This window comes from Streptomyces sp. TG1A-8, from assembly GCF_030499535.1.
Taxonomy (GTDB): Bacteria; Actinomycetota; Actinomycetes; order Streptomycetales; family Streptomycetaceae; genus Streptomyces.
The window spans coordinates 1227439-1253896 of record NZ_JASTLB010000001.1; the positions used below are offsets into that span (position 1 = coordinate 1227439).

General features: G+C 73.4%; 25 protein-coding genes and 3 pseudogenes. 14 read left to right on the plus strand and 14 right to left on the minus strand.

What is annotated here, in order from left to right:
• Positions 1-72: 72 nt before the first annotated feature.
• Complete coding sequence (locus tag QQY24_RS04940) at positions 73-1251, plus strand: trans-acting enoyl reductase family protein (protein WP_301971430.1); 1179 nt, start codon at positions 73-75, stop codon at positions 1249-1251.
• A 49-nt stretch (positions 1252-1300) separates the two neighbouring features.
• Here QQY24_RS04940 and mmpA read toward each other — a convergent pair whose 3' ends face one another.
• From mmpA to QQY24_RS04955, 3 genes are all read right to left on the minus strand, one after another.
• The gene (gene mmpA / locus QQY24_RS04945; protein WP_301971431.1) at positions 1301-1447 is read right to left on the minus strand and encodes a morphogenic membrane protein MmpA; all 147 of its coding nucleotides are present in this window, start codon (positions 1445-1447) and stop codon (positions 1301-1303) included.
• A 78-nt stretch (positions 1448-1525) separates the two neighbouring features.
• On the minus strand, positions 1526-2224 hold the full coding sequence (locus QQY24_RS04950; protein ID WP_301971432.1) for an endonuclease V: 699 nt from the start codon (positions 2222-2224) through the stop codon (positions 1526-1528).
• Between the two features lie 93 nt (positions 2225-2317).
• A complete protein-coding gene (locus tag QQY24_RS04955) occupies positions 2318-2656 on the minus strand; it encodes a plasmid stabilization protein (RefSeq protein ID WP_301971433.1) in 339 nt (112 codons plus the stop codon).
• Between the two features lie 220 nt (positions 2657-2876).
• Between QQY24_RS04955 and QQY24_RS04960 the strand changes: the two genes are divergently transcribed.
• The 3 genes from QQY24_RS04960 (at position 2877) to QQY24_RS04970 (ending at position 6495) form a co-directional block, all read left to right on the plus strand.
• Positions 2877-3293, plus strand: coding sequence for an SsgA family sporulation/cell division regulator (locus tag QQY24_RS04960; RefSeq protein ID WP_301971434.1), 417 nt, complete (start codon positions 2877-2879; stop codon positions 3291-3293).
• Between the two features lie 291 nt (positions 3294-3584).
• Positions 3585-5210 carry an ABC-F family ATP-binding cassette domain-containing protein gene (locus tag QQY24_RS04965; protein WP_301971435.1) on the plus strand — a complete coding sequence of 542 codons (1626 nt, stop codon included), beginning with the start codon at positions 3585-3587 and terminating at the stop codon, positions 5208-5210.
• A gap of 310 nt (positions 5211-5520) precedes the next feature.
• Complete coding sequence (locus QQY24_RS04970; protein ID WP_301971436.1) at positions 5521-6495, plus strand: acyl-ACP desaturase; 975 nt, start codon at positions 5521-5523, stop codon at positions 6493-6495.
• Positions 6496-6521: 26 nt separating this feature from the next.
• Here the strand turns inward: QQY24_RS04970 and QQY24_RS04975 are convergent, their stop codons facing one another.
• A complete protein-coding gene (locus QQY24_RS04975) occupies positions 6522-6767 on the minus strand; it encodes a WhiB family transcriptional regulator (protein WP_301971437.1) in 246 nt (81 codons plus the stop codon).
• 1041 nt (positions 6768-7808) lie between these two features.
• Between QQY24_RS04975 and QQY24_RS04980 the strand changes: the two genes are divergently transcribed.
• Both QQY24_RS04980 and QQY24_RS04985 read left to right on the plus strand, forming a co-directional pair.
• Positions 7809-8168 carry an STAS domain-containing protein gene (locus QQY24_RS04980; protein WP_367657979.1) on the plus strand — a complete coding sequence of 120 codons (360 nt, stop codon included), beginning with the start codon at positions 7809-7811 and terminating at the stop codon, positions 8166-8168.
• The gene (locus tag QQY24_RS04985) at positions 8168-9097 is read left to right on the plus strand and encodes a sensor histidine kinase (RefSeq protein WP_301971438.1); all 930 of its coding nucleotides are present in this window, start codon (positions 8168-8170) and stop codon (positions 9095-9097) included. Before QQY24_RS04980 ends, QQY24_RS04985 begins: the two co-directional genes overlap by 1 nt.
• Before the next feature lie 327 nt (positions 9098-9424).
• Here the strand turns inward: QQY24_RS04985 and QQY24_RS04990 are convergent, their stop codons facing one another.
• The 4 genes from QQY24_RS04990 to QQY24_RS05005 form a co-directional block, all read right to left on the minus strand.
• Positions 9425-9919, minus strand: coding sequence for an ATP-binding protein (locus QQY24_RS04990; RefSeq protein WP_301971439.1), 495 nt, complete (start codon positions 9917-9919; stop codon positions 9425-9427).
• A gap of 128 nt (positions 9920-10047) precedes the next feature.
• A complete protein-coding gene (locus QQY24_RS04995; RefSeq protein ID WP_301971440.1) occupies positions 10048-10386 on the minus strand; it encodes an STAS domain-containing protein in 339 nt (112 codons plus the stop codon).
• A gap of 16 nt (positions 10387-10402) precedes the next feature.
• Positions 10403-11671 carry a PP2C family protein-serine/threonine phosphatase gene (locus QQY24_RS05000; protein ID WP_301971441.1) on the minus strand — a complete coding sequence of 423 codons (1269 nt, stop codon included), beginning with the start codon at positions 11669-11671 and terminating at the stop codon, positions 10403-10405.
• Positions 11671-12474, minus strand: a complete 804-nt coding sequence (locus QQY24_RS05005) for an alpha/beta fold hydrolase (RefSeq protein ID WP_301971442.1) — start codon at positions 12472-12474, stop codon at positions 11671-11673. The genes QQY24_RS05000 and QQY24_RS05005 overlap by 1 nt, the downstream gene beginning before the upstream one ends.
• A gap of 294 nt (positions 12475-12768) precedes the next feature.
• On the opposite strand from QQY24_RS05005, the gene QQY24_RS05010 reads away from it, so the two are divergent.
• The gene (locus QQY24_RS05010) at positions 12769-13014 is read left to right on the plus strand and encodes a transposase (protein ID WP_301971443.1); all 246 of its coding nucleotides are present in this window, start codon (positions 12769-12771) and stop codon (positions 13012-13014) included.
• A gap of 9 nt (positions 13015-13023) precedes the next feature.
• Positions 13024-13203, plus strand: a pseudogene (locus QQY24_RS05015) (transcriptional regulator); the annotation flags it as partial.
• A 242-nt stretch (positions 13204-13445) separates the two neighbouring features.
• On the opposite strand, the gene QQY24_RS05020 reads toward QQY24_RS05015, so the two are convergent.
• Together QQY24_RS05020 and QQY24_RS05025 are read right to left on the minus strand one after the other, a co-directional pair.
• Positions 13446-14483: a LacI family DNA-binding transcriptional regulator gene (locus QQY24_RS05020; RefSeq protein WP_301971444.1), complete on the minus strand. Its 1038-nt coding sequence runs from the start codon at positions 14481-14483 to the stop codon at positions 13446-13448.
• 225 nt (positions 14484-14708) lie between these two features.
• The gene (locus tag QQY24_RS05025; RefSeq protein ID WP_301971445.1) at positions 14709-15899 is read right to left on the minus strand and encodes a zinc-dependent alcohol dehydrogenase; all 1191 of its coding nucleotides are present in this window, start codon (positions 15897-15899) and stop codon (positions 14709-14711) included.
• Between the two features lie 204 nt (positions 15900-16103).
• Here QQY24_RS05025 and QQY24_RS05030 point away from each other — a divergent pair.
• The 3 genes and pseudogenes from QQY24_RS05030 to QQY24_RS05040 all read left to right on the plus strand — a co-directional run.
• A pseudogene (locus QQY24_RS05030) lies at positions 16104-16495 on the plus strand (protocatechuate 3,4-dioxygenase subunit alpha); the annotation flags it as partial.
• 3 nt (positions 16496-16498) lie between these two features.
• Positions 16499-16612 (plus strand): annotated as a pseudogene (locus QQY24_RS05035) (4-carboxymuconolactone decarboxylase); the annotation flags it as partial.
• 101 nt (positions 16613-16713) lie between these two features.
• Positions 16714-17775 (plus strand): DUF2510 domain-containing protein, encoded by a 1062-nt coding sequence (locus QQY24_RS05040; RefSeq protein WP_301971446.1) that lies wholly within the window; start codon positions 16714-16716, stop codon positions 17773-17775.
• 133 nt (positions 17776-17908) lie between these two features.
• Here the strand turns inward: QQY24_RS05040 and QQY24_RS05045 are convergent, their stop codons facing one another.
• Positions 17909-18523, minus strand: coding sequence for a TetR/AcrR family transcriptional regulator (locus tag QQY24_RS05045; RefSeq protein ID WP_301971447.1), 615 nt, complete (start codon positions 18521-18523; stop codon positions 17909-17911).
• Between the two features lie 228 nt (positions 18524-18751).
• Here QQY24_RS05045 and QQY24_RS05050 point away from each other — a divergent pair, with 228 nt between their 5' ends.
• Positions 18752-19549, plus strand: a complete 798-nt coding sequence (locus QQY24_RS05050) for a phosphatase PAP2 family protein (RefSeq protein ID WP_301971448.1) — start codon at positions 18752-18754, stop codon at positions 19547-19549.
• Positions 19546-20493, plus strand: a complete 948-nt coding sequence (locus QQY24_RS05055; RefSeq protein WP_301971449.1) for a hypothetical protein — start codon at positions 19546-19548, stop codon at positions 20491-20493. The genes QQY24_RS05050 and QQY24_RS05055 overlap by 4 nt, the downstream gene beginning before the upstream one ends.
• Positions 20494-20579: 86 nt before the next feature.
• On the opposite strand, the gene QQY24_RS05060 is transcribed toward QQY24_RS05055, so the two are convergent.
• Both QQY24_RS05060 and QQY24_RS05065 read right to left on the minus strand, forming a co-directional pair.
• Positions 20580-21419, minus strand: coding sequence for a phospholipid scramblase-related protein (locus QQY24_RS05060; protein ID WP_301971450.1), 840 nt, complete (start codon positions 21417-21419; stop codon positions 20580-20582).
• A 66-nt stretch (positions 21420-21485) separates the two neighbouring features.
• Positions 21486-23534 carry a phosphocholine-specific phospholipase C gene (locus QQY24_RS05065; protein ID WP_301971451.1) on the minus strand — a complete coding sequence of 683 codons (2049 nt, stop codon included), beginning with the start codon at positions 23532-23534 and terminating at the stop codon, positions 21486-21488.
• Positions 23535-23996: 462 nt separating this feature from the next.
• Here QQY24_RS05065 and QQY24_RS05070 point away from each other — a divergent pair, with 462 nt between their 5' ends.
• The gene (locus tag QQY24_RS05070; RefSeq protein WP_301971452.1) at positions 23997-24170 is read left to right on the plus strand and encodes a hypothetical protein; all 174 of its coding nucleotides are present in this window, start codon (positions 23997-23999) and stop codon (positions 24168-24170) included.
• A 90-nt stretch (positions 24171-24260) separates the two neighbouring features.
• Here the strand turns inward: QQY24_RS05070 and QQY24_RS05075 are convergent, their stop codons facing one another.
• On the minus strand, positions 24261-26432 hold the full coding sequence (locus QQY24_RS05075) for a discoidin domain-containing protein (protein ID WP_301971453.1): 2172 nt from the start codon (positions 26430-26432) through the stop codon (positions 24261-24263).
• Positions 26433-26458 lie beyond the last annotated feature (26 nt).

Consider the following 26458-nt stretch of genomic DNA (forward strand, 5'->3'; position numbering starts at 1 on the left):
CGTCCGGCTCCACGCTCCTCACGCTAGCCTCGGCCACCGACAGCGGCGCGGGCTGCACGACCAAGGGGTGTCATGAGCAGGCTGAAGAGGACCGACCGTCCGTACGACCTCGTGCTCTTCGGGGCCACCGGCTTCGTCGGCACGCTGACGGCGCGGTACCTCGCCGCGCACGCGCCCGAGGGCCTGCGCTGGGCGGTCGCCGGACGCGACGGGGAGGCGCTGGAGCGGCTGCGCGGGCGTCTGCCCGGCGGCTCGGACCCCGGCGTGCTGCGGGCCGACGCGGGCGACCCGGCCACCCTGCGCGCCCTCGCGGAGCGGGCGCGCGTGGTGGCCACGACCGTGGGCCCGTACCTGGCCCACGGCGAGGGACTCGTCGCCGCGTGCGCGGACACGGGGACCGACTACCTCGACCTCACCGGTGAGCCGGAGTTCGTGGACCTGATGTACGTCCGGCACGACGCCCGCGCGCGGGAGACCGGCGCCCGCCTGGTGCACGCGTGCGGATTCGACTCCGTCCCGCACGACCTGGGCGTGTACTTCACGGTCCGGCAGCTTCCGGAGGGCGTGCCGCTGACCGTGGACGGGTTCGTGACCGCCGACGCGGCCTTCTCCGGCGGCACGCTGGCCTCGGCGCTCAACCAGTTCGCGCGCGGGCGGCGGATGCTGGCCGCGGCCCGCGAGCGCGGCCGGCACGAGCCGCGGCTGCCGGGCCGCCGGGTGGCCGCGCCGACGGGCGCGCCCCGGTTCGCCGGGGAGGTCGGCGCGTGGGCGTTGCCGCTGCCGACCATCGATCCGCAGGTCGTGCGCCGCTCGGCGCGCTCCCTCCAGCGGTACGGTCCCGACTTCCGCTACCGGCACTACGCGGCGGTCCGGCACCTCCCGGTCGCCCTGGGCGGCGTCGCCGCCGCCGGCGGCATCGCGGCCGCCGCCCAGTTCCCGCCCGTCCGGCGCTGGCTGTCGGACCGGCTGCGGCCCGGGGACGGGCCGAGCGCGCAGCGGCGGGCGAAGAGCTGGTTCAGGGTGCGCTTCGTGGGCGAGGGCGGCGGGCGGCGCGTCCTCACGGAGGTCGCGGGCGGCGACCCGGGCTACGACGAGACGGCGAAGATGCTCGCCGAGGCGGCCCTGTGCCTGGCCCTCGACGACACGCCGCCGACGGCCGGCCAGGTCACCACGGCCACGGCGATGGGCGACGCGCTGACCGAGCGCCTGCGCGCGGCGGGCATCACCTTCCGGGTCGCGGCCCGCGGATAGCCGCGGCCGTCCCGCCGGGACGCCGGGACCAGCGGTTCCGGCCGCGGCGCTACAGCCGCCATCCCCACAGGGTGTAGAGCATCCCGCCGGTCCAGGCGAGCCCCGCCGCGACGGCGAGGACCAGCGCGGCCGTCACGGCGCGCTCGGCGGGCTGGTCGGGACGGGTCACGGGCTTGGCGGCACGGTGCGTCGTCATACGGGCCGCCTTCCCGGTGGGGCGGCGAACGCACCTGTCCGTGTGCACGCGGGCGCCGCGCCCGGCCGGAGCCCGCCCTCACCCCGCCGCGGCCACCGCCTCCCGCAGGGCCCGCCGGCACAGGGCGTCCGCCCTGCGGGTGGTCTCCGGCAGCCGGTGGGCGGGGGTGAGCGCCAGCGTGTGCGCCACCGCGTTGCCCAGGCTCACGCGGTGGCCCACGGAGACGAACACCGGCTTGACGGCGTCCCGGGTGCGCAGGGCACGCCCGACCTCCTCGGCGCCCGCGAGGAGCGGCGCCGCGCTGCCCCGGGCGGGGGCGGGCTCGTCGTACCCGAAGGTGAAGGGGTTCTTGGCGACGCCGATGGTGGGCAGGCCGGTGAGCACTCCCAGGTGGCTGGCGAGGCCGAAGCGGCGCGGGTGGGCGAGGCCGTAGCCGTCGCAGACGACCAGGCCCGGCGGGCACGGCAGGGCGTCGAGGGCGGCGCGGACGGCCGGGACCTCGCGGAACGCGAGCAGGCCTGGCACGTAGGGGAACGGGATGCGGCCCACGGCCGTCGTCTCGGCGACGACCTCCAGGGTCGCCGCGTCCAGGACGACGGCCGCCGCGGCCACGAGGTCGCGCTCGTCGTCGTAGGCGACGTCCACGCCGGTGACGCGGCCCGTGCCGGGCGGCGGCCCGGGCTCGTCGCGGACCACCCGCCCGCGCAGTTCGTCCTGGGCCGCGCGGGCCTCTTCCTCGGTCGCGGGCCAGCCCGCGGGCACCTCTGCGGTCGTCATGGTGGCCACGACTGTACGGCCCCGGCGGGGTCCCGGCGATCGCGGCGCGTCCCCTCACCGGCGGGCCGGGGCCCGGCGCGCCGGCCGCGCGGGTCAGCCCTTCCCGGAGTCCAGCGCGCGCTGCAGCTGTTCCTTGTTCATGTGCGAACGGCCGTCGATGCCGCGCTGCCTGGCCTCGTTGTACAGCTGGTCGTAGGTGGGCCCCTTGGAGCCGGTGCGGTCGCCCGACCGGTGGCCGCCGCGCCTGCCGGACGACATGTCCTGGGTGGAGCTGCGGCTCGCGGTCCTCGACTCGCCGGAGCGGGCGCGCTCCTTGTTCACCGTCCGCGCCGCGATCTCCTTGGCGCGTCCGGCGCTCTCGCCCCGCTGCTCCGCGCTCTCCTTGATGTGCTCGTACTGGCGTTCGCGCTTGGAGCTGGAACCGGCCGGCATGATCGCTCCCTTCCCTGGTCCTCGGGCAGGGGACGGGTACCCGGCTTCCGGATTCCTACGTCAGCGGCCCCGCCGGGGCGCCCGGCGCGGTCCGGGCGCATGAAGACGGTGACCGAGGTCACTAGTTCCCGGTGTGCACGGATCGGCCGATCGCTTCGTCTCTTCCAGTGCCAGGGCGCACGCCCGGAAGTCCGTCCAGCCGTCACGAGGGAGCAAGGCGTTGTCCACCGTCATCGAGCAGCCCGTGGAGGCGCGCCTCGTCGCCGCCGCACCGCGCATGCCGAGCATTCCCGCCACGCTGCGCTACGAGCGGAGCGATCCCTTCGCCGTCCGCATGACCTTCCCCGCCCCGGCCACCCTGGAGGGCGTCGAGGTGTGCTGGACGTTCTCCCGCGAGCTGCTCGCCGCCGGGATGGAGGGGCCCGAGGGGCACGGGGACGTCCGCGTGCGGCCGTACGGCTACGACCGCACGGTGCTGGAGTTCCACGCCCCCGAGGGCACGGCGGTCGTGCACGTGCGCTCGGGGGAGGTACGGCGGTTCCTGGAGGCGACGGGCGAACTGGTGCCCGTCGGCCTGGAGCACCTGCAGCTGGACCTCGACCACCACCTGGCCGAACTGATGCGGGACGCCTGCTGATACTCCTGCGCGCCGGACGGAAACCGCTTTGACAGCCCCCCGGCCCGCTCCTACGGTGGACAGCGGTCCTGTTGCCGCCGATGGGAGAAGGACGTTGCTCGTCTGAGGTCCCCGAGACACCGCGTTCACACCGCACAGGTGTGCGTGGCGTACGACCTCGGCGTCCGAGCCGTCCTCCCGGCACAGCCCTTCTTCCGTGCCCCCGGCCCCTCACGGCCCGGACCCTCGGTGTTCCGCCTCGCGGTGTCTCCCCGTGCCCGCCCGACCGCACGCACCCACCGCGAGGCCCGAATGCCTTCCTCCGTCACCTGCACGTCCCTGTCCTTCGCCTGGCCCGACGGCACGTCCGTCCTCGACGGCCTGGACACCGCCTTCCCGCCCGGCCGGACCGGGCTCGTGGGCGTCAACGGCTCCGGGAAGTCCACCCTGCTGAAACTGCTCGCCGGCGACCTCACCCCGTCCGGCGGCACCGTCAAGGTGACCGGCGAGGTCGGCCACCTGCCGCAGAACGTCACGCTCGACACCGCGCTCCGGGTCGACCAGGCCCTCGGCATCGCCGAGCGGCGGGCCGCCCTGCACGCCATCGAGGCGGGCGACGTCGCCGAGGAGCACTTCGAGGCGGTCGGCGACGACTGGGACGTCGAGGAGCGCGCCCTGGTCACCCTCGGCGAACTCGGCCTCGGCCGCATCGGCCTGGACCGCACCGTCGGTGAGGTGTCCGGCGGCGAGTCGGTGCTGCTGCGCCTGGCCGCACTGCTGCTGCGCCGCCCGGACGTCCTGCTGCTGGACGAACCCACCAACAACCTCGACCTGTACGCGCGCCGCCGGCTGTACGCGGCCGTCACCGCCTGGCCGGGCGTGCTCGTCGTGGTCAGCCACGACCGTGAACTGCTGGACCTGGTCGACCAGGTCGCGGAGCTGCGCTCCGGTGAGGTCACCTGGTACGGCGGCAACTTCTCCGCCTACGAGGAGGCGCTCGCCGTGGAACGGGAGGCGGCCGGGCGGACGGTGCGCGCGGCGGAGGCCGACGTGCGCAAGCAGAAGCGCGAACTGGCCGACGCCCAGGTGAAACTGGCCCGCCGCAAGCGGTACGGGCAGAAGATGTACGACTCCAAGCGCGAACCGAAGATCGTCATGGGGGCGCGCAAGCGCGCCGCGCAGGAGTCCGCCGGCAAGCACCGCATCCTGCACGAGGAGCGGCTCGCCGAGGCCAGGGAGCGCCTGGACGAGGCGGCCGAGGCCGTGCGGGACGACGACGAGATCCGCGTCGAGCTGCCCGGCACCGCCGTGCCGCCCGGCCGCCGGGTCCTCACCCTGGAGGACCTGGAGACGGCGTACGGGGCGCGCGTCGAGGGCGTCCTCGACCTGCGCGGCCCGGAGCGGGTCGCGCTCGTCGGCCGCAACGGTGCCGGCAAGACGACGCTGCTGCGGACCCTCGCCGGGGAACTGGAGCCGGTGGCCGGGGAAGCGGACGTGCACGTCCCGCTGCGGTTCCTGCCCCAGCGGCTGGACGTCCTCGACGACGCCCTGACGGTGGCCGAGAACGTGGCCCGGTTCGCGCCGGACGCCACCCACAACCGCGTCCGGGCGCGGCTGGCCCGCTTCCTGTTCCGGGGCGCGCGGGCCGACCAGCGCGCGGGCACGCTGTCCGGCGGTGAGCGCTTCCGGGCCTGCCTGGCCGCGCTGATGCTCGCCGAACCCGCCCCCCAGCTGCTCCTGCTGGACGAGCCGACCAACAACCTCGACATGGCCAGCGTCCGGCAGCTGACCACGGCCCTGGGGTCCTACGGGGGCGCGCTGTTCGTCGCCGGTCACGACCTGCCGTTCCTGGAGTCCGTCGGCATCACGCGCTGGCTGCTGATCGAGGACGGGCGGCTGCGGGAGACCTCGGCGGAGGAGGTGGGCGCGGCCGGATGAATCCCGGCGGGGGCCACCGGCCGGACCGCGGGGCCCGGCGGGGTTCCGTCCCCGCCGGGGCGTCCTGCATGATGGCGGCTGCGGCGCCGCGCGACCGGCGCGCAGCCGCACCGCCGGCCCCCGTCCCCCGGTGGCCCCGGGCCCCGTCCCGGACCACGGCCCGTGCTCCCCGATCAGCGGCCCTTTACGACACCCTTAACCTACGGTTACGTAACCTACGGGTACGTAGCCTACGATTACGTAGGTTCCCGGCACCGCCCGCCGGGCCGTCCCCCTGCACATCCCTGTTCGCCGTCCCCCTGGAGTTCACGTGACGATCACCTCCCCCCACCCCGGCAGCACGTCCGTCTGGACCGACGCCCGTCTGTTGTACGCACTGGAGGAAGTGGTCGAGAACGAACTGAACCGGCACCTGAAGGTCGCCAAGGACTGGATGCCGCACGAGTACGTGCCCTGGAGCGACGGCCGCAACTTCCCCGGCCAGTTCGAGGACGGCGAGGCCTGGGACAAGGAGCAGTCCCCGGTGACGGACATCGGCCGCACCGCCCTGGTGGTCAACCTGCTGACGGAGGACAACCTCCCCAGCTACCACCACGAGATCGCCTCGCTCTTCGGCCGCGACGGCGCCTGGGGCACCTGGGTGCACCGCTGGACGGCCGAGGAGGGCCGGCACGGCATCGTGCTGCGCGACTACCTGCTCACCTCGCGCGCGGTCGACCCGGACAAGCTGGAGCAGTTCCGCATGGCGCACATGAGCGAGGGCTTCGAGTCCGACAACCGGCACTCGATGCTGCACTCCGTCGCCTACGTCGCCTTCCAGGAACTGGCGACCCGGATCTCGCACCGCAACACCGGCCACCAGTCCGGCGACCCGGTCTGCGACCGCATGCTGACGCGCATCGCGACCGACGAGAACCTGCACATGGTCTTCTACCGCAACCTGCTGAAGGCCGCCTTCGACCTCGCCCCCGACCCGACCATGCGGGCGGTCCGGGACGTCGTGGTCGACTTCCGCATGCCCGGCCACGGCATCCCCGGCTTCGAGCGGGCCGCCGCGCAGATGGCGATCGGCGAGGTCTACAACCTGCGCATCCACCACGACGACGTCCTCCAGCCGGTGCTGCGCTTCCTGAAGGTCATGGAGATCGACGGCCTCGGCCCCGAGGGGCGCCGGGCGCAGGAGGAACTCGGCCTGTTCATGGGCGGTCTGGACGCGGAGGCCGCCAAGTTCGACGAGCGCCTCGCGGCCCGCAAGGCGCGGATGGCGGCGCGGGCCGCGGGCTGAGGCCCGCCCGGGCGGCCGGCCGGGTCTCAGCGGGCGGTGCGGCGCAGCGCGAGGCGTTCCTTCTCGGACAGGCCGCCCCAGACGCCGAAGCGTTCGTCGTGGGCGAGCGCGTACTCCAGACAGGCGGGGCGCATCTCGCACATGCCGCAGATGCGCTTCGCCTCGCGCACCGAACTGCCGGGCTCGGGAAAGAAGAATTCGGCCCCGGTCTGCGCGCACAGGGCCTGCTGCTGCCAGGTGGGATCGGCCGGGGTCATCGTGTCCAAGTGCATGGGCAGGATCGTGCCGCCCGGTGGAAAACGTTCGATCAACGCCGGATCAACGGCCCCGTGACACACCTCCGGCCGCCCCGATGATGCGCCGCCGGGACGCGTCCGCGCACGGCGGCGCGCGGGGCCGGGCCAAAGGTGTCCCCGCGTCCGTCCGGGCGGCGCCGGGACGGACGCGGTGTTCGGCGGGACGGTGCCGCCGGCCGGCGTGGACGACTCCCCGCCGCAGGACGGCCTGGACGCGGGGCGATCCGTAGATCCCGCCCGATCACCCGCGGACCTGACGCCGGTCGGCTCGACGTCCTGGCGGCGCCGCTCGCACGGCTCCTTCTCTGCCCGGCGGCATCGGTAGCAGGTGGAGGAGGGGATGTGCAGTTCCCGGAGCGCGGGTTCGACCTCCAGGTGCGGGTGCTCGGCGAAGGGCGTCGTCACCTGGGCCGGGTTGGATCGAGCCGTGCGGCGAAAAGGACCGAGGTCGTCCGCAGGATTTCGTTCGGCGGTTTGAGCTGGGCGTTTTCCTTGCGCAGCACGGTCAGCTCGGCACGTTCGCCGCTGGTGAGCAGGTCGTCGCGCTCGCCGGCGTCGGCCGCGGCCTCGGCCTCGGCCTGGCGGATCCAGCCGCGCAGGGCCTCGTGCGGACACCGAGTTCCTCGGCCATGCGGCGGATCACAGGCTCCGGCTCCGCGGCGCGGTGCATCCGCACCGCGCGCTCACGCGACTCCAGCGGGTACCTGCCGGGGCGGGAACCGTCAGGGCTCCACTCGTGAGTCCCATCCGGCCCGCTGTCATCATTCCCCGCATCTCGGGGGACCTCGTAAACCATTTCGGATCGACGGAAGACCGCGATGCACCCGGCAACCCGCTCCCAAGCTTCGATCATCCCGGCTGTGACCTGCTTGCCGCACGCCACGGCCACGTCTGGAGGCGGCCCCCGGCCGACGCCGGAGCGGGCCGCGGGTCACCTCCGTCATGCTGTGACGTCCACACGGCTTCGTCGTGCGGGATACTGGGAACTCAAGCAACAGGAAACCCAGGGGTGAGGGCGTGGGCGGTTCAAGGGAGGCAGAGGCACTGAGGGCATCGCCAACCCCGTCCACGGACGCTCTGCTCGTACGCCCGCTGGCGAACCGGCCAGGCTGGCAAGCGTGCGGCGAGATCAATTTGATCACGCGCCAGGCCTGGGAACAGACGCTGCACCAACTCGCCCTGAGCGACGAAGAGGCGTGCCACTTGGAACTTTCCGCGGTCACCTTCGTGGACGTCGCTGGTGTCTCGGCTCTAGCGGTGGCCGCTCAGGGCCTCCCCGAGGGACGACGCATCGTGCTCGAACAGCCGCCTGCCGCCCTGCGGCGCGTGCTGGACATGTTCTGGCCAGACCTGCCCACCGTCGAGGTGATCGTGTGATGACTGCCCCGACCACTGAACCGTTCGTTCATCCCGCCTTGTTCTACCGGGGCGAGGAGGAGTACCTGCACGGCACGGTGCCCTTCATCCGTGATGGTCTGAGGGGCGGAGAGCCGGTGGCGGTGGCCGTGCCCGGACCGAACCTGGAACTCCTCAAGACGGCCCTGGGCGAGGACGCCGCAGACGTCCGTTTCCTCGACATGACCGAGGCGGGGCGCAACCCCGGACGGATCATCCCCAAAGTGCTGCGCGCTTTCGCCGACGCGCACCGCCGGACGCGCGTGCGGATCATCGGCGAACCGATCTGGGCCGGCCGCAGCAGCGTGGAATACCCGGCGTGCGTCCAGCACGAAGCGCTGATCAACCCGGCATTCCAGGGCAGGGACGTCACCATCCTCTGCCCGTACGACGCCGACCGCCTCAGCGAACAGGTGCTCACCGACGCGTACGCGACCCATCCCGTCGTCATCTCCGGCGGCCGGGAGCGGCCCAGCCCTGTCTACGCCCCCGAGCATGTGATCGCCCGCTACAACCAACCCCTGGTACACGCGACCGAGGCCGAAGAACTCGGCTTCGATGCCGACGCCCTGCCGGGCGCCCGGCACTACGCGGTCGAGCAGGCCGCGCGGTTGGGTCTGTCCGGTATCCGCCTGGAGGACTTGGCCCTGATCGTGGCCGAGCTCACCACCAACAGCATCGTGCACGGCGGCGGGTCGGGCACCGTGCGGATATGGGCCGACGACGGCCACGTGGTGTGCGAGGTCCTCGACCGTGGACACCTGAGCGATTCGCTCGCCGGCCGTCGCCCGCCCGCACCGGGCCAGCTGGGCGGCCGGGGTCTGTTGCTGGTGCACTACCTCGCTGACCTCGTACACATCCACACCGGCCCCGACGGTACGGCCATCCGCTGTTACATCGGCCGCTGCTGATCCTGCTCAGCGGCTCGTGGCCGCCCCGTGCAGGCCGGCCACGAGCCGCTCCGGGACGCCGGCGGCCCGGCCACGCCGGGACAGCGTGGTGACCTGCACGGATACGATGCCGGCCCGTCGGGTCAGGCCACAGTCGGCGCGCTTTCCGTGGTGACGCGCCCCGGTGCGGGTCCGGTGGCGGGACGGATCGCGCACTTGCCGGGTCCCGTGGCCGTCATCGCCCGTCCGGCGGTGCGGCGGCCCAGCGGATCGTGGTGCGCCGGGCCGCCGCACCGCCGGGATCAGCGGTTGTCTTCGCTGGCAGCTATGGACCGGTGAGAGGCGTGCTCAGGCTGGGAGCGTGATGCCGCGGAAATCGGTGGTGTTCCGGTTCGGTGGCAGGGACAGATGTGCGGTGATCCGCTTTCCCGTTTCGCGGAGTGCGACGACGACTCTGTCGCTGACCGTGTACACCAGGTGCAGTCCGTGACCGCCGATGCGGCGCGGATCGGCATTCTTGGCCGCCGGCTTTTCGGTGGAGCTGTCCCACACGGTGATCGTCAACTCGTCGTCGGACAGCTGCAGGGTCATGCCGCAGGGGCCCGGAGCGTGCCGGATGGCGTTGGTGACCAGCTCACTGGTGGCGAGTTCGGCGTCGACGGCCAAGGCGGTCGGCACTGCCGTGCGGCCGGTTCGCGGGGTGTGGCCGAGGAAGGCGCGCAAGGCCTGGCGGGCGTCTGCGGCGCGCGCTGCGCCATCCCCCCAGATAGCGCCGTAGCGCAGCGGGGTGCCCTCATCCGTACCCTGTGCATCGGCCGTCTGCTTCTTCAGCGGGATGACCATACGGTGCTCTTTCGTCGCGTTCACTGCTCTTCGGTGTTTTTGCCCCTCCGTTCTGTCGCCTACCCGGTTGCCCACTACACACACCGTGGACGCTTGCGGTATCGCCATCTGACGGCACGCTCCGTGGATCAGGGCCGGGTAGCGGTGTCGTTGTCGGGGCGGTGGGAGAGGACCTGGTCGGAACCGACGATGCGCGGGACGGGCAGGACATGAGCGGGGACCGCGACGAGGACGGTGTCGGCCTGGGCTGCGTGGCCGAGATCACGGGCGGCGATCAGGGCACTGATGCCGCTGGAGTCGCGGAATTCCGTGTCGGCCAGGTCCGGGACGAGGCGTTGTCCTGGCGGGAGTGGGACCGTGGCGAGCAGGCCCGGCAGTTCGATGGCGCTGGAGTGGTCGAGTGCGCCGATGATCTCCGGAACGGGACCGGCCATGGTGTCCCGGGCGGCGATCTTCAGCGGACTCATCCGGTGTTTTGAGTCCTCAGGCCGGGGCGGGGGCGCCGAGGACGAGCAGGGCGGTGTCGTCGTCGAGGCCGTCGCCGAAGTCGTCCAGCAGGCCGGTCAGGGCCTGGACGAGGGCATGCGGGGACTTGCCGGCGTGGGCGGTGGTGAAGGCGCGCAGGGCCTCGTCCCCGTACAAGGTGGTGCGGTCCTTGCCGGTGCGGGCTTCGGTGAGGCCGTCGGTGTAGAGCAGGAGGGTGTCGCCGGGGGCGAGGACGGTGGTGGCGGTGGCGAAACGCGCGGCGGGCAGAATGCCGACGAGGAAGCCACCAGGGGTGGGCAGGAAGTCGGCTGTGCCGTCGGCCCGCAGTATGAGCGCCGGGGGGTGGCCGCCCGCAGCGAGCCGGACGGTGACCTGACCGGTGACCGGGTCGGGGTCGAGGGTGCCGAAGATGACGGTGCAGTAGCGCGGATCGCCGCTGCCGGTGTAACGCTCGTGGAGCACCGTGTTGAGGGTGGACAGGGCTGCGACGGGGTCGGGGTCGTGCAGAGCTGCGGCGCGCAGGGTGTAGCGGGTCAGGGAGGTGACGGCGGCGGCTTGGGGGCCCTTGCCGCACACGTCGCCGAGAAAGAAGGCGAAGCGCTTGCCGTCGAGGGGGAAGAGGTCGTAGAAGTCGCCACCGAGCTGGTCGGGGGAGGCGGTGCGGTAGTGGGCGGCTGCTTCCACTCCGGGCACGTGGGGCAGGATGGCGGGCAGTAGTGACTGCTGGAGCACGGCCAGAGTGTCCTGCAGCCGGGCGCGGTCGGCCTCCGCCTGCTTGCGCGCTTCCTCGGCGCCTTTCCGGGCTCGCAAAAGCTCCTGCTCGTAGGCGCGACGGTCCCGGGCGTCGAAGACGGTGGTGCGGATCAGCAGCGGCTCGCCGGCACCACTGCGTTTCACGACGGAGGAAACCAGCACCGGCATCCGTGCACCGCCGGCCTGTTTGATCTCCAGGGCGATGCCGCCGATCTTGCCCTGCATCTGCAGCAGCGGCGCGAAGTGCGTCTCGTAATAGAGCTTGCCCCCGATGGTCAGCAGGTCGGCGAACCGCATCCGGCCCACCACCGCCTCCCGCTCCAGCCGGAGCCAGTCCAGGAGTGTGGTGTTGATCTTCGCGATGGTGCCGTCCATGAGTGTGGACAGGTATCCGCACGGCGCGCTCTCGTACAGTTCTTCGGCGCTGTCCTCCAACAGGGCGGCGAATGCCGCGTTCGCTGTTTTCCCGTCGCTCGTGCCGTGCGGGTCGGGCTGCTGCCCGGTTCGGCACATCAGCGCAGGTCCTCCAGGAAGTCGGTGATCGCTTCGTTGGTAGCTTCGGGCGCGGACAGATGCGGGCAGTGCCCGGTGGCATCGAGGGTGACCAGCCTCGAGCCGGGGATCGCCTGGTGGACGAAGGCCCCGACCTCACGGGGGGCGATGACGTCCTGGGTGCACTCCAGCACCAGTGTCGGCACCCTCACGGATTTCAAGTCGTCCCTCGAGTCCGACAGGAACGTGGTCCGGGCGAAGACACGCGCCATGTCCGGGTCGGTGGCACAGAAGCTGTTCGTCAGCTCCTCACCGAGTTCGGGCCTCTCCATGTTGCCCATGATCACCGGTGCCATCGCCGCCGACCAGCCCAGGTAGTTCGACTCCAGCGACGCCAGCAGCTCGTCGATGTCCTCCGCACTGAACCCGCCTCGGTAACCGTCGTCGTCGATGTACCGCGGGGACGGAGCGACCATCACCAACGCCCCGATGCGCTTCGGGGCCATATCGGCGGCCAGCACCCCGATCATCGCACTGACCGAGTGCCCCACGAACACCGCGTCGCGCAGATCGAGCGCCTCGCACACCTCCACCACGTCCCGGGCATAACCGTCCAGGGAGGCGTAACGCTCCTCCGAGAAAGCGGACGGCTCAGCGCGGCCCGAGCCCACGTAGTCGAACAGCACCACCCGGTAGTCCTCGACCAGAGCCGGCACCGTCAGCCGCCACATGTTCTGATCACAGCCGAACCCGTGAGCCAGCACCACCGTCCGCCCCTGCGGGTTCCCGGTGACGGTGACGTTGTTCCTGCGATCGATATCCATGCCCACCACTCTCCCAGGCTCCGCCCGCCGGTCCAACACGGCCCCTCAAGCACCCCCGTCCTGCGCAGCTTCTCCACATCCAGGCCGGGACGCCGCAAACGGAGGCCTGTCAACCGAGTGACACAAGCCCGACCCCGTCGGGGATCTCAGGGTTTCGCAGTGCGCCGGCGCGATCGGTGGGCATGCTCGGAGCTGTTTCACAGGCCGATGTGATCGCCGAGGGGCCCTCACCCGTGATCTTGGACACTCGGGGTAGTGGGTCTTGAGGATGTGGGAGACGGACGTGTGGTGGTCATGAAGCACTGCTCCGCCGGGTTCAAGGCGGAGGCGGTCGCACTGTACGAGCCGCGGCCGGAAGCGACGGTCGAGCAGGTCGCCGCGGGCCTGGGAATCGACGTGGAGACGCTGTGGAACTGGATCCGGGCGGCCGGCTCCGGCCGCTCGCGGGGCCGCCGTCCGACCACCCCGTCTTCAGCCCCGGTAGTGCCGTCGGCGCTGGAAGCCGAGGTCACCGCCCGCGCCAGGAGAGCGCCGAGCTGAATGTGGGCAAGCACGGAAGTGCGTACCTGGTGGCCGCAGTACGACGTGCAGGCCCGGCACGGCGGACGGAAACGGCTGCGGCGCCCGGGACGCGGGGCTGTCGATTTCGTTTGTACCGTGTTCCACCTGGCCGAACAGCCGGAGCAGGCGCTGGTGATCTCTTCAGACGACCGGCAACCGGCCATGTGAGCTCTGTCAACTACTCGTGCTGCGTGGCTTCGCGCCTCCCTTGTGGTGAGCCGGTCGAGTGTGTGCCGCACCGGTGGCCGGGGCGCGGCCCGCCCCGTGTCGTGGTGCCGGGCGGGTTTCCTCGGCCCGGTGGCCGACCGGGGCCGGGCTTGGACGGTTTCGGCGCACCGGCCGGGGCCTTGGCCCAAGTCCCCTCAGCCACTACAAACGCCAGGCCAGACCCCATGCCTGGGATTGCAGTACTAGGCGGACGCGCGGCGTACCAGGGTCGTGGGCAGGACGACGCTGGCGGCGGGCGCCGTCGTGGCCGCGTTGCGGGCCCGGCCGGCCAGGTCGCGCAGCAGGAGACGGGCCATCAGCCGGCCCATCTCCTCTATGCCCTGGCGGACCGTGGTCAGGGGCGGGTCGGCCTGCTCGGTGACCGGCACCATGTCGTCGAAGCCGATCACGGCCACGTCCTCGGGCACGCGCCGTCCGTGCGCGCGCAGCGCGCGCAGCGCGCCGAGCGCGGTGAGGTCGTTGGCGGCGAAGACCGCGTCCACGTCCGGGCAGCGGCCGAGCAGGGCGTGCATGGCGTGTTCGCCGCCGTCCGGCGTGAAGTCGCTCTCCACGACGAGCCGGGGGTCGGTGTCGCCCATCACGTCCCGGTAGCCGTCGAGCCGGTCCGCCGCCGAGGTCTGGTCCAGCGGGCCGGTGATGTGCGCGATCCGGGTCCGGCCGAGGCCCACCAGGTGGCGTACGGCCTCCCGCGCCCCGCCCCGGTTGTCGCTGTCGACGTACAGGGGGGTGCGGGTGCCGTCGCCCCAGTCGGGCCGGCCGCCGAACACGGTGGGCACGCCCGCCTCCTGGATGAGCCCGGGCAGCGGGTCGTCGAGGTGCAGGGAGAAGACGAGCGCGCCGTCGACGTGGCCCCCGGCCAGATAGCGGGCCACGCGGGCGTGGTCGTCGCGGCCCTCGGTCAGCAGCAGCACGAGCTGGTTGTCGTGGGCGGTCAGCTCCTTGCTGATGCCGCGCAGCTGGAGCGCGAAGAAGGGGTCGGCGAAGACCCGGGTCTCGGGTTCGGCGATGACGACCGCGATCGCGTCGTGGCGCCGGGTGACGAGGCTGCGCGCGGCCTGGTTGGGGACGTACCCCAGTTCCTCCACCGCCTGTCTGACCCGGGCGACGAGGGTCTCCCTGACTCCGTCCCCGCCGTTGACGACCCGGGACGCGGTGGCCCGGGACACCCCGGCCCGCGCGGCCACGGCCTCCAGCGTGGGACGCGACACTGCCTCGGTCACTTCGGGACTCCTCCTGGGGGGCTGCGGCCAGGATAACCGTGGCGGCCCGCGCGCCTCAGGAAGTCCGCGGGTCCGCGGGCACGGCCCGGCTGCGCCGCCGGCGCCCCGACCGCACCCCGAGGAGCCGCACCCCCGCCGGGCCGGCGGAGCCGGTGCGCCACGGCCCCGCGGAGGACCGCGGCGAGGAGGACCGCGACCGCCGACCCGGCCGGGCGCCGGCCGGTCTCACGGCTCCAGCAGGACCTTGATCGCGCCGTCCTGCTTGCGCTGGAACATCTCGTACGCGCGCGGCGCCTCGGCGAGCGGCAGCCGGTGCGTGGCGAAGTCCTCGACGCCGAGCGGGTCCTCCTCGGTGAGGTAGGGCATGATCTCGTCGCTCCACCGGCGGACGTTGGCCTGCCCCATCCGCAGCTGGATCTGCTTGTCGAACAGGGTGAGCATCGGCATCGGGTCGGCCATGCCGCCGTAGACGCCGCTGAGGGAGATCGTGCCGCCGCGCCGGACCAGCTCGATGGCCGTGTACAGGGCGGCGAGCCGGTCGATGCTGAAGCGTTCGGCGAACGGCGCGCTGAGCTGGCGGGGCATGATCGAGGTGGCCTGCTGGGCGAGCTTGGCGACGGCGCTGCCGTGCGCCTCGGTGCCCACGGCGTCGATCACGGAGTCCGGGCCCCGGCCGCCGGTCGCGTCACGGATCGCGTTGACGAGCGCCTTGTCGTCGTCGAAGGCCCTCAGGTCGTAGGTGCGCACACCGCGCCGGTTCGCCCGGGCCAGCCGCTCGGGCACCAGGTCGATGCCGAAGACCTGCTCGACGCCGCGGGCCAGGGCGACCCGGCAGGCCATCTCGCCGATCGGCCCGAGACCGAGCACGGCGAGGCTGCCGCCGGGCGGGACGGCGGCGTACTCCACGGCCTGCCAGGCGGTGGGCAGGACGTCGGACAGGTAGACGAAGCGGTCGTCCGGCGGCCCCTCGGGGACCTTGATCGGACCGAACTGCGCCTGCGGCACCCGCAGGTACTGCGCCTGGGCGCCGGGCACCGCGCCGTACAGGCGGGTGTAGCCGAACAGGGCGGCGCCCATGTGCTCACCGGTGACCTGGGTGGTCTCGCACTGGGTGGGCAGACCGGCGGAGCACATGAAGCAGTGCCCGCAGGCGATCTGGAACGGCACCACGACCCGGTCGCCCGGCCGCAGGTTCGTCACCTCGGAGCCGACCTCCTCGACGATGCCCATCGGCTCGTGGCCGAGGATGTCACCCGGCGTCATGAACGGCGTGAGCACCTCGTACAGGTGGAGGTCCGAGCCGCACAGGCCGGTGGACGTGATGCGGATGACGGCGTCGGTGGGCTCCTCGATCCGCGGGTCGGGGACGTCCTCCACCCGCACGTCGCGCTTGCCCTGCCAGGTGACTGCCTTCATGAATCGCGCTCCCTTGGTCGCGTGCGCGCCGTTCGCCCCTGGCGCGTCCGGTTTGCGGTGGCGCCCGGGTACCCGCCCGCGCCCGCGCCGAACCGGCCGGCGCCCACGACGGGCCCGCGCCGCGCCGCGGGCGCCCGCGCGGCCCTCCGGCCGGGTGGCGGGGGCCGGGCCGGACCCCCGCCCCGGTGGGCCGTTCGGCCCCGTCCGGAGACGATCACCGTGCACGGGTACGTCCTCGACGGCGCGGGCGAGCCGCCGCCCGCCGCACGCGTGGAGCTGTGGGGTCCGGCCCCGGACGGCACGGTCCCGCGAGTGGACGGCTCCCTCCGGCGCACCCGGCCACGGGCGGCCGTCTGGGCCGCAACGGCGTGGAGTCCACCGGCTGGGGACGCTGCCGGACGGACGCGAACGGGCACTGGTGCGCCCGCACTCCGCGGCCCGGGGCGCGCGGCCGCAGTGCCCCCTGCCTGAGCGCGTGCGTGTTCGCGCGCGGTCTGCTCACGCACCTGTTCACCCGTGTCCGCCTGCCGGGCGACGCGGCGGCGCTCGCCGTCGGCCCGTTGCTCGTCCGGGCGGGCGAGCGGCGCGGCACACTGCGCCGGGAGGACCCCGCGACCCCGCCCGCGCACCCGCGGGAGATCGCGGACGCGGTGCCCGGCGCCACGCTCGTGGAGCTGCCCGGCGCCTCCCACCCGGCGCCCGCCGGGCGCCCGCGGGCGCGGCCGTCCGGAAAACCGGAGCGGAATGTCCGGTCGGCGGCGTTCGCGCCGGATCTTCTCATCCGCCTTTCACCGATGCCTCATACGGTGGGGGCATGACGCAGGTGACTCCTCCCGGGTGGTACCCCGACCCCGGGCAGACGAATGACGGTCCGCCCGCCGAGCGCTGGTGGGACGGCACGGCCTGGACGGACCGGACCCGCCCCGCCGGCTCGGCCGCCGCGTGGGGTCCCCCGGCACAGCCGGCGCCCCCGCCGTACGCGGCACCCCCGGCGTACGCGGCACAGCCGGCGCCCCCGCCGTACGCGGCGTTCCCGGGCCATCCGGGGTATCCCGCGCAGCCGCCGGCCGCGCCCCGGCGCGGTCTGCGCACGGGCATAGCCGTCGCGGCGGCGGCCGCGGTCCTGGCGTGCATCGTGGTCGGCGCGTACGCGCTGTCGAAGGACGACGGCGGCAGCGGCGACCGCGCCGGTTCGCAGCAGGGCCCGGGCTGGCGGAGCGGCGGCCAGGAGGGATCCGGCGGCCTGCCCGGCGGGCCGGGGGGCTCCGGCGGTTCCGGTGCACCGGACGGGTCCGGCGGTCCGGACGGGTCGCCGGCGCCGGGGCGGTCCGCGGCGCCGAAGGTCGAGGGCGGCGGGAGGGTGCCGGACCCGGTCAACGGGATCAGCCTGCCCGTGCCGGACGGCTGGACGGGACAGTCACTCGGCGTCGGCGCGCAGGTGACCGCCGACGACAGCTACAAGTGCCCCGGCGACACCTCGCAGACCTGCACCCCGGGCGGCGCGTACTCGGCGCCGGCCGCGGCGCTGGGCACCAAGGGCGGCACGGCCGAGGCGGTCGCGAAGGCGGACATCGCGGCCAACGCCAAGGAGTCCTACGGCGGCGCCACCTACGGCGGCATCACCTCGCACCGGGTGCTGGCCGCCGAGACGGTGACGGTGGCCGGGCAGAAGGGCTACCTGGTGCGCTGGAAGGCGGTCACCGGCAAGGGCGCCGACGGCTACGTCGAGTCGGTCGCGTTCCCCGCGCCGAACGACGCCGGGCAGATGGTCGTGGTGCGCTTCGGCGTGGACGTCGGGCAGGAGGTGTCCGTCATCGACCGGATCCTCAAGGGCATCAAGGTCTCGTCCGGCGGCGGCAGCGGCCAGGACGTCTGACGCGGACCGGCCGGGCGGGGCGCCCCTCCGCTCAAGGGGAGCCCCGCCCGGCCGGGGTGCGCGCCGCCCCCGTCCCCACGGTGCGGCGCGGACAGGCCACCGTTCAGTCATCCCGTGAACGGCGGCCTGGGTCTCATGCCAGGCCCAGTGCGGGCAGCACCGCGGCCTCCACGAAGCGCTCCAGGTAGCCGGAGTCGGCGTACCGGCCGCACAGCACCGGCCGGAAGCGCAGGACGCCGAACAGCATCGCCGGGATGTACTCGAGCGCGGGATGGCCGGCCGGCACCTCCCCCCGCGCGACGCCCCGCTCCAGCATCTCCTGGAGCGCGGCGATCTCGGGCAGCACGAGTGCCTCGCGCAGCGCCTGCGCCAGTTCGTGGTCGTCCGTGACCGCGTGCCCGAGCGCCTGCAGCAGCCGGGTGTCCTTGCCGGACCAGTCACCCGCGGCCCGCGCGGCCTGGCGCAGGTCCTCGGCGAGGGAGCCGGTGTCGATGCCCGCGAAGCGCACCCGGCGGTTGGCGCGCAGTGCCGCCGCGACGAACTGGGGCTTGGTCTTCCACTGCCGGTAGAGCGTGGACTTGCTGCACCGGGTGCTGGCGGCGACGCCCTCCATGGTCACGGAGTCGTAGCCGCACTCACGGATCTGTTCCAGCACGGCGTCGAAGAACTCCCGCTCACGCTCGGGCGTGATCTTGGAGCGGCGCGAGGCGGCGACCGTCTCCGGTCCGTCCGCGGCCTGCGACGTCATGCGTGGTTCTCCTCACTCGTGCGTACGGCCCGCCCCGGCACGCTCCCCGGCGGGGCGCCGCGGGACCGGCTGCCCGGCGTGTCCGTCGATCGATACGCCAGTGTACCGGTACCCAACCGTATCGGTACACTGGCGTATCGATACGCAGAAGTATCGCTGAGTTCCGGACCCCGGTCCGGGTCCCGGCACGTACCACCCACGCACCACTGCCAGCGAAGGGGCCGGGGGATGAATGCCCGAACCGAGCCTGTAGAAACCGAGCCGGACGCGATGACGGCGCGCCCGCCCCTCCTGCGCGAGTTCCTGCTCGTCGCGGGGCTCTTCCTCGTCTACAAGCTCGGGCGGCAGCTGGCCGGCGGACGCAACCCCGGAGCCTTCCGCAACGCGCGGCGCGTGTGGCACTTCGAACGGGCCGCGCACCTGCCCCGCGAGACGGCCGTGCAGTCCGCGCTGCTGCACGGCGACGCCCTCGCACACCTGGCGAACACCTATTACGCGGTGGTCCACTTCCCGGCCACGGTCGCCTTCCTGGTCTGGCTGTACGTGCGGCGGCCCGCCCACTACGTGTGGGCCCGCCGGGTGCTGGCCGCGGTGACCGGCGCGGCCCTGGTGCTGCCGTTCACGTTCCCGCTGGCCCCGCCGCGGATGCTGGCCGGCACCGGTCTGGTGGACACCGCCCGCCTCTACGGCCCCTCCGTGTACGGCCCGCCCGCCGGCGACCACCTGTCCAACCAGTTCGCGGCGATGCCGTCGCTGCACTTCGGCTGGGCGCTGATGGTGGCGACCGGCCTCGTCGCGGCCACCCGGTCGCGGTGGCGGTGGCTGTGGCTGCTGCACCCGCTGCTCACCCTGCTGGTGATCGTGGGCACGGCCAACCACTACTGGCTCGACGCGCTGGTGGCGACGGCCATGCTCGGCGTCGCGCTCGCGGTCGTCCACCCGCCGCGCCGCGCCGCCACCACGGCGGCACGCGGCACCCGGCGGCCGGCCCCGCGCGAGGGCGTCCTGGTCGGAGCGGGCCGGTGAACGCCGCCGAGCTGGTCGCCGTCGGCCTGTCGCTGGTCTCGGCCGTCGCCTACGCCGCGGCCGCCGTCGCCCAGGAACGCCTCGCCTCCCGCACCTCCGGCGCGGGCCTGGTGCGGCTGCTCGGCACCGGTGCCTGGTGGTCGGCGGTCGGGCTGAACGCGGCCGCCGCCCTGCTGCACGTCGTGGCCCTGAAGTACGGCCCGCTGACCGTCGTGCAGCCGCTGGGCGCGCTCACCCTCGTCGCGGCCGTGCCGCTCGGGGCGCGGGCGGCCGGGCGGCGGGTCAGCGCGGCGGAGTGGCACGGGACGGCCCTGACGCTGCTCGGCCTCGGGGCGCTGCTGGCCGCCGCGTCGGGTCCGGCGCCCGAGCGGGTGCTGAGCCTGACCGGAGCGCTGGCGGTGGCCGGCGCGACCGCCGCCGTGATCGGCCTGCTGGCCCGGCCCGGCGCCCGGCCGGGCCTGCGGCACGCGACGGCCTCCGGGTTCGCCTCGGGCGTCGCCTCCGCCCTCACCCAGACGGTGACGGTGGCGGTCACGGGCCGCACGGGGCCGGTGCCGGGCGTCGAGGTGGTCGTGGTCGCCGTGCTCGTCGCCGCGTTCGCCGCCGGCGGGCTGCTGCTGGCGCAGACGGCCTACCGCGGCGGTCTCGGCGCCCCGCTGGCCGTGGTCACCCTGGCCAATCCGGTGGCCGCCGCGGCCATCGGCCTCACCCTGCTCGGACAGGGCCTGCGGGGCGGGGCCGGCGGGGTGCTGCTGGCGCTGGGCGGGGCGGGCCTCGCCGCCCGGGGCGTGGTCCTGCTGACCCGCGCCGCCGCCCCGGCCGCGCCCGGGGACGAGGAGCACCCGGTGGCCGCGGTGCTGGCACTGGAGCCGGACACGGCCACGGCGGAACCGGTCCTGGTGCCGCGCCGGCCGGAGCAGCCGGGACACCTCAGCGCGCTCTAGCGGGGGCCCGGCGCGGCGGCGGCCGGCGCGCGCGGGACGTGCCGCGTGCGCCGGCCGCCGTGGCCGTGCCCGTGGGCCGGGTGGGCTCAGCCCAGGCCCCGCGAGTCCTGCTTGAGGGCGGTGTCGACGGTCAGGGCCGTCGCCACGACGAGGCTCAGCAGCGGCTCGGGCAGCTGGTAGTGGATCTGCAGGACGTAGTTGTCCGCGGTCGTGAAGAGCGTCTTGGCGAGGCCCTCCCAGGTCTTGGTGATCCGGGCGACCTCGTTGTCCGCGTGGTCGGTGATCGAGAAGTTCCACGCCCGCCAGTTCTCCGCCCTGATCGCGCCGACCTTCTGGCCGTTCACGTTCATCGCGAAGTTGATCTTCCCGATCATGTTCTGCTGGACGATCTCACCGACCGGGGAGCCGTCCGGGCGGGTCACGACCACCCGGGACTTGAATATCTTCGCGGGCCGGGTCAGCACCAGCTGCGGCTGCCCGTGGGCGTCGCGGATCTCCAGCCTGTGGGTCATGAACTGGTCGATGCTGGAGACGAGGCGCAGGATCTTCTTCAGCGCGTTCTGCCCGACCTCGGTGACCGAGCCGATCTCACGCCCGTTCTGATCCATGACCTTGTACTCGTTGGTCAGTTCGATCAGCTTGGCCTTCTGGTTCACGACCAGGACCGGCTCGGTGAAGAGGGTGCCCCCGCCCGGGCCGCCGGCCGCGACGCCGGCCTGCTGCCGCACCTGGCGCTGCACCTTGGCGTCGGCGCCCTGCTGCTGGGGGATCTGCACGGCGGCCGGCGGCGGCGGAGCCTGTACGGCGGCCTGCTGGGCCGGGTTGGTGTGGTCGGTCCACTGCGCGCCGTCCCAGTAGCGGAGCGTCTGGGCCGCCCCGTGCGGATCGGGGTACCAGCCTGCAGGAGTGTTCGATTGCGTGGTCACCGGGGCACACTATCCTGCCATGGCCGGTACCTGACCAGTCCGCACGGAGCGGTTCTCACCGCGCGTTCACCGCGTGGCGATGGCCGGGTCGCTCACACCGGGGAGCCCGTTCTCGACGTGGCCGGCGAAGCCGCGCAGGAACGCCGGGTCGGTGTCCGAGGTGACCGTGAGGTCGTACCAGCGCCTGCTGGCCGCGAGGCGGACGGTGTGCCGCACGGTGGCCCCGGGCCGTACGGTGACGGTGACCGGGCCGCCGCCGTAGCCGTCGGCCAGCTTCAGCCGCGCCGTCGCCGGGCCCCCGTTGGTGAGGACGAGTTCGACGTCGTCGCCGGTGTACCGGGCGGTGACCTCCGGACCGGCGGTCCCGCCGCGGCCCTTGAACAGGCGCAGGAAGCCGTTCGGGCCGTGCACGGCGAGGTCGTGGGAGCCGTTCGAGTGGCGGGCGTCCCAGGTGTCGGAGAGCGTCCTGCCGGCCTGCGTGGTGTAGGTCCAGGGACCGTCGGCACGGTTGCCGGAGGTGACGAGGAAGGCCGCGCCCGCCCGTGCGCCGGAGGCGAAGGTGAGCGTGAGCGTCCCGGCCGCGGCGTCCGCCGAACCGTCCACCACCGGCGCGTACTTCAGGGGGCGGGTGGGCCGGCTGCCGCGCTCCTGCACGGGCAGGGCCGGGTGCGCGGGCGGGGTGGGCACGTAGTCGGGGTGACGGTCGCGGTCCGGCGGCCGGTAGCCGGCCGTGGACGGCAGCGCGACCGGCGCGGTGTCCTTGCGGGAGAAGTCGAAGGCGCCGGTCAGGTCGCCGCAGACCGCCCGGCGCCAGGGCGAGATGTTGGGTTCCACGACGCCGAAGCGGCGCTCGATGAAGCGGATGACCGAGGTGTGGTCGAAGGTCTCGGAGCAGACGTACCCGCCCCTGCTCCACGGGGAGACGACGAGCATGGGGACCCGCTGTCCGAGCCCGTAGGGGCCGGCGACGTGGCCGCCGTCGCCCGTGAAGAGGTCGGGCCCGGGGTCCGCCGTCGACCTGCCCTGTGCGGCGGAGGCCGGCGGGAAGGGCGGGATCACGTGGTCGAAGAAGCCGTCGTTCTCGTCGTAGGTGAGGAAGAGGGCGGTCCGGCCCCACACCGCGGGGTTGGAGGTGAGCGCGTCCAGGACCTGGGAGATGTACCAGGCGCCGTAGTTGGCGGGCCAGTTGGGGTGCTCGGTGAAGGCCTCGGGGGCGACGATCCAGGAGACCTGCGGCAGCGCGCCCGCCTCGACGTCGGCCCTGAGCCGGTCGAAGAGTCCCTCGCCGGCGCGGGCGTCGGTGCCGGTGCGGGCCTTGTCGTACAGCGGGTCACCGGGCCGGGCGGTGCGGTACTGGTCGAAGTAGAGCAGCGAGTTGTCGCCGTAGTTGCCGCGGTAGGCGTCGTTGATCCAGCCCCAGCCGCCGTCCGCGTCCAGGCCGTCGCCGACGTCCTGGTAGACCTTCCAGGAGACGCCGGCCCGCTCCAGGCGCTCGGGGTAGGTCGTCCAGGAGTAGCCGGCCTCGTCGTTGCCGAGGACCGGACCGCCGCCCTTGCCGTCGTTGCCGGTGTACCCCGTCCACAGGTAGTAGCGGTTGGGGTCGGTGGAGCCGATGAACGAGCAGTGGTAGGCGTCGCAGACGGTGAAGGCGTCGGCGAGCGCGTAGTGGAACGGGATGTCCTCGCGGGTCAGGTACGCCATCGTCGTCGACGACTTGGCGGGCACCCAGGAGTCGTACCGGCCGCCGTTGAAGGCGGCGTGCCCGTCGTTCCAGCCGTGCGGGAGGTCCTGGACGAAGGCGAGGCCCAGGTCGTCGGCGTCCGGCCGGAAGGGCAGGACGTCCCTCGTGCCGTCGGACTGCTTCCAGACGGACCTGCCGTTCTGCGTGACCGCACGCGGGTCGCCGAAGCCGCGGACGCCTCGGAGTGAACCGAAGTAGTGGTCGAACGAACGGTTCTCCTGCATGAGGACGACGATGTGCTCGACGTCCTCGACCGATCCGGTGCGGTGGTGGGCGGGCAGGGCGGCCGCGCGCTGGATGCTGCTGGACAGCGCCGTGAACGCGGTCGTGGCGCCCGCGAGCTGGAGGAAACGCCGCCGGTTGACTTCGGGCATGGGTGAGGGACCTCTCCTGTGACGTGCGCGGCCCTCGTCAGTTGACGGGATCTGCGCGCAGCGAGTGTTCCAAGAGCAGCGAACGTCGGGGAAGGGTGAGGTGGCGCCCGCGTGAAACCCGGCGGTCCGTGAGGTGCCCGCGGCCACCGGCGGGGCCTCCCGGGGCCGCCGGCGGCCCGCGGCCGTTCCCGGCGCACCGGGGCGGGGCGGCCCGGTGCCCGGCGTGTCCGGGGACGGACACGGATGTCCTCGTCGCCCTCCGCGAGGTGGCGGACGCGGAAGGGGCGCGGATCGGGGTTCGGTGTTCGAGGTGCGCCCGGTCGGACCGGCCGGACCGGCCGGGGTGTGGCGGCACGGCCGGCGACCGCCGCCCGGCGGCTCCCGGCCGCCGGCCGTGTCCGGCTCCCGCGGGGCGGGCGCCGCGGTGCGCACCCACAGCGCGCCGAGCGTGCGGGCCCCGTCGTGGACGTCTTCGCCGGGCCCGCGCAGGTCTCGGTCCAGTGCCGGGAGCGCGCCGGGACGGTCACCGCGGAGGGCTGCACCGACGACGTCCGGTCCCGCCCGGCCGACGGCTCGTGGCTGACCGGCGTCTGCTTCCGGGGCCCGGCCCGGCTGCCGGACGTGCCCACCTGCTGAGGACGGGTCGCGGGGGAACGGACGGCCGTGCCGTCCGTTCCCCCGCGACCGTGCGGTGGGCGCCCCCGGGCCGGCCGGCGGGCGCCGCGGTCACGACGTCTGGTAGGCCTCCACCTCGCTGAACTGCGCGGCGGGCCAGGCGGTGTTGGCCGTGACGGTGAGCCGCAGGTAGCGCAGGCTGGTGCCGGCGGGCAGGGTCACGGTGGCCGTGTTGCCGGTGGCCGGGTCGAAGCGGTAGCCCTGCGCGCCGGCCACCGTGGAGTAGGTGGAGCCGTTGGTGCTGCCGAGCACCGCGACGGTCTGGGTGCGGGCCCCCCAGGCCGAGGACGGCGGCAGCTTCAGCACCACCCGCCGCACCCCGTAGGAGGACCCGAGGTCGACCGTCCAGGACTGCGGGAAGGCGTTGTTGGCGGACTCCCAGTAGGTGTTCGCATCGCCGTCGTCCGCCTTGCCGGGCGTGTAGACGTCCTGCGAGCCGGTCGCGGTGGCCGGGCGGCCCTTGGCGAGGTTGCGGTTCGGGTCGGGTTCGGGGTTGCTCTGGCCGGGCTGCGGCCAGCTGGAGCAGTCCGACCAGGTGCTGGACCAGCCGGAGTTGCCGCCGCCGTCGGTCAGGGAGAAGGAGCCGGCCGGGTAGGGGCAGTTGTAGACGCCGGCGGCACCGACGCCGGTGGCGGTGACGTTGCGGAAGGCGGCCGAGCCCTGCGTCTCGGCCTGGACCACCACCGTCCCGGTGTTCTTCACGGTGGCGCCGGTCACGTTGACGTTCCGCACCGGGTTGCCCTGGCCGCCGCCGGAGACGAACTCGAAGGCGCTGTAGGGGCTGTCGGTGATCGTGGTGTTGGTGATGTTGACGGTCGCGTTGATGGCGCTGTCGTAGGAGTCGACGCGCAGGGCGCCCATCGGGTGGTTCCAGTTGGGGTTCACGGCACCGGTGCGCACCAGCGTGTTGCCGTCGACCGTGATGGTGCCGGCCAGCGGGGAGAAGGGATCCATGAACTTCTGGTTGGAGATCGCGATGCCGCTGCCGAGGGCGTTGGTGTCGGAGACCAGGTTGTTCCTCACCGCGATGTCGGTGCCGCCGTAGATGGCGATGCCGTTGGCGAGGTTGGGCTGCGAGATCGTGTTGTTCTCGAAGCTGGAGTCGGTGTCCGGGGCGTACAGCGACCACATGGCGAGGGAGTCGTCGCCCTGGTTGCGCAGGAAGTTGTTGCGGACCCGGACGCCCTTGGCGGTGCCGTTGAGGTTGAGGCCGTCGGCGGTGGTGTCGAGGATGCGGTTGTCCTCCACGACCAGGTTGTCGTTCGTGCCCGTCAGCCAGAGCCCGCACTTGAGGTGCTGGATCCACATGCCGGAGACGGAGGAGTTCGCGCCGAGGGAGCCGTTGACGAAGTTGTCCGGGCTGGAGTCGACGCGTTCGGTGACCTCCCCGATGACCGCGAAGTCCTTGATGTGGACGTTCCCGGAGGAGCTGGACTGGTCGATGAAGCGGGAGGTGTGCACGACCGAGTACCAGCTGCCCGCACCCTGCAGCGTGACGTTCTGGACGCCGCTCAGGGAGGAGGTGAGCCTGTAGTCGCCCGGCGGGATCCAGACCGTCCCGCCCTGCGCGGCGGCGATGGCGTCCCGGAAGGCCTGGGTGGAGTCGCCGTTGCCGCCGGGGTCGGCGCCCTTGGAGACGACGGACACCGAACCGGCGGGCTGGGTGGCCGCCGCCCCGACCTGTTCGAAGTCGGCGACGTCGACGGTGACCTGGGTGCCGGTGGACTCGACGGCGACCTTGTCGCCCGCCTGCACGTTCTGGCCGAGCAGCAGGCGGGCGTTGTCGTAGAAGTGGTGGGTCCTGGCGCCGGCGATCCAGCCGGTGTCGACGTAGCTGTACTTGCTGGTCACCGGGATCGTCCTGGCGATCCTGGTGCCGTTGACGTACACGTTCAGCGAGCCGGACTGGCCGTCCGGGACGCTGTAGGCGATGTTCACCGCGTTGGAGGCGCGCGGCACGGTGAACTCCACCCGCTGCCCGGAGCCGAGCCGGACGGCCTGCCGGCCGGAGGCCTCCGAGGCGAGGGTGCCCTGCGTGTAGTCGGGGCCGATCCTGGTGCCGGTGGTGCTCGCCGACTCCGCCTCCACCGAGGTGAAGGGGAGCGTGGCGCCCGCGGCCGCGTGGGCGGCGGGGGCCACGGCGACGAGCGTGCCGGCGGCGAGGGCGACGATCGCCCCGATCGCCGGCATGCGCCTGGCGTGCCTGACGGTGCTGCTGTGCATGTGCTGATCCCTTCGTGGGGGGGGTG